Origin of the sequence: Vibrio sp. 779(2023) (assembly GCF_033344285.1) — a bacterium.
Classification (GTDB): Bacteria; Pseudomonadota; Gammaproteobacteria; order Enterobacterales; family Vibrionaceae; genus Vibrio; species Vibrio alginolyticus.
In genome coordinates, this window is record NZ_JAWPOM010000067.1 from 1 (window position 1) to 1,664 (window position 1,664).

Consider the following 1,664-nt stretch of genomic DNA (forward strand, 5'->3'; position numbering starts at 1 on the left):
CGAAACAACCTGTAGTGATTGAACACCAGCCTAATACGCAGAAAAACGGTCACCACGACAAGAAAACGGGTTACATCAAAGACAGTGCGAGCCGAATTAAAAACATCGCTCAATCTCATGGCCTTGACGCTCTATTGCAAACTGACCCTCCTGCCAAATCCGCATTAGAAAGAGCACAACTGCGAGACCAACGACGCCAAGAGCAAAGACAAAAAAACCTTGAGCAAATCCTAAAACTCGCGCACAGCGCTTGCCGTGATGAAACCGCAGGCGAACCCGATCAAGATTGGTTGTATCGATTTTTTGACATGGCCCAAGACATCCACAACAGTTCAATGCAGAAGTTGTGGGCGCAAGTAATGAAGCGTGAAGTGACCAACCCAGGTTCCACGTCGATGAAAGCGCTGAAAGTCCTTAAGGATATGTCCCCAAAAGAAGCGCAAACACTACAAAGAGCAGCCTCTTTGGCGTGCAGTTTTGGCGGCGATAACAGTAAAAAGTTATTGATAGGCTATAAAGCACATGGCGGAATATTCAACTTTGGAAAACGAGATACCACCAGCAATCTGAATATGGGCAGCTTTCAATTGCCGTACTCAAGTCTATTAGTATTGATTGAATTGGGGTTACTGCATAGCACAGAACTGGAATCAGGAGAGATCGGCATTGAAACGCCATTGATACTGGCATATCAAGGCAAGAATTTGTCTCTGCAAGTGAATACGAAGGGCATCCGTCTGCTGTACTACCGTTTCACACCGACGGGTAACGAACTGTGCAAACTGCTTGGCAACAAGCCAAACTCCCAGTACTACGATCAAATGCTCGCCTTGTTAAATCAAAAGTTTAGCGTAAGCACCGAAGCAAGCAGCAGCGTGAACTATACCGTTTAGTTTCGCTCTAGGAGCTTTAGGTCACCTATGATCTAAAAGCTCCTCAAGCATTACACGAGGCTTTTTTCCACCCATGATCCAAAAGCTGAGTTAGCTGATCACTCGACGCTGTTTAAGCTCATTCAAACACAACTCAACCACCTCGTCGACGCTCTTCTCGCCTGCTGGCAAATCAATTTCTGGATTGATTGGCGCTTGATATTCTGAATCAATACCCGTGAAATTTGGGATCTCACCTGCTCGCGCTTTTTTGTATAAACCTGTTGGATCTCGGCCTTCGCACACTTCGAGAGATGCATTCACAAACACTTCAATGAACTCACCTTCGGGCAGTAAATCGCGAACGAGTTGACGCTCAGCACGGTGAGGAGAAATGAACGCGGACAACACAATCAAACCCGCATCTGCCATCAGTTTCGCCAACTCGCCAATACGACGAATATTTTCACGACGATCTTGTTCAGAAAAGCCTAGATCACTACACAGGCCATGACGAACATTGTCACCGTCCAACAAATAAGTGTGGTAGCCCAACTCAGCTAAACGATTCTCCAGCGCGCCCGCGACGGTTGACTTACCTGCACCAGATAAACCAGTAAACCAAAGCACTGCTGGTTTCTGTTTTTTCAGCTCAGCACGAAACTGTTTATCAACCGTGTGCTGATGCCAGACAATGTTTTCATCTTTTACCGGTGTTTCAGCGGTCATAACGAATCCTTGTATTTATCGGAATTAAAACGGAAAGAAGACCGGAATTAATGTCAGTACCAA

At 46.0% G+C, this 1,664-nt stretch carries 2 protein-coding genes; one reads left to right on the forward strand and one right to left on the reverse strand.

Translation table 11 applies throughout. From position 1 onward, the window contains the following. The coding region (locus R8O70_RS24895) for a TIGR03899 family protein (RefSeq protein ID WP_318184427.1) at window positions 1-893 on the forward strand (893 nt) is incomplete at its 5' end. A gap of 90 nt (window positions 894-983) precedes the next feature. Here the strand turns inward: R8O70_RS24895 and cysC are convergent. After that, window positions 984-1,601 (reverse strand): adenylyl-sulfate kinase, encoded by a 618-nt coding sequence (gene cysC / locus R8O70_RS24900; protein WP_318184428.1) that lies wholly within the window; start codon window positions 1,599-1,601, stop codon window positions 984-986. Between the last annotated feature and the right edge of the window lie 63 nt (window positions 1,602-1,664).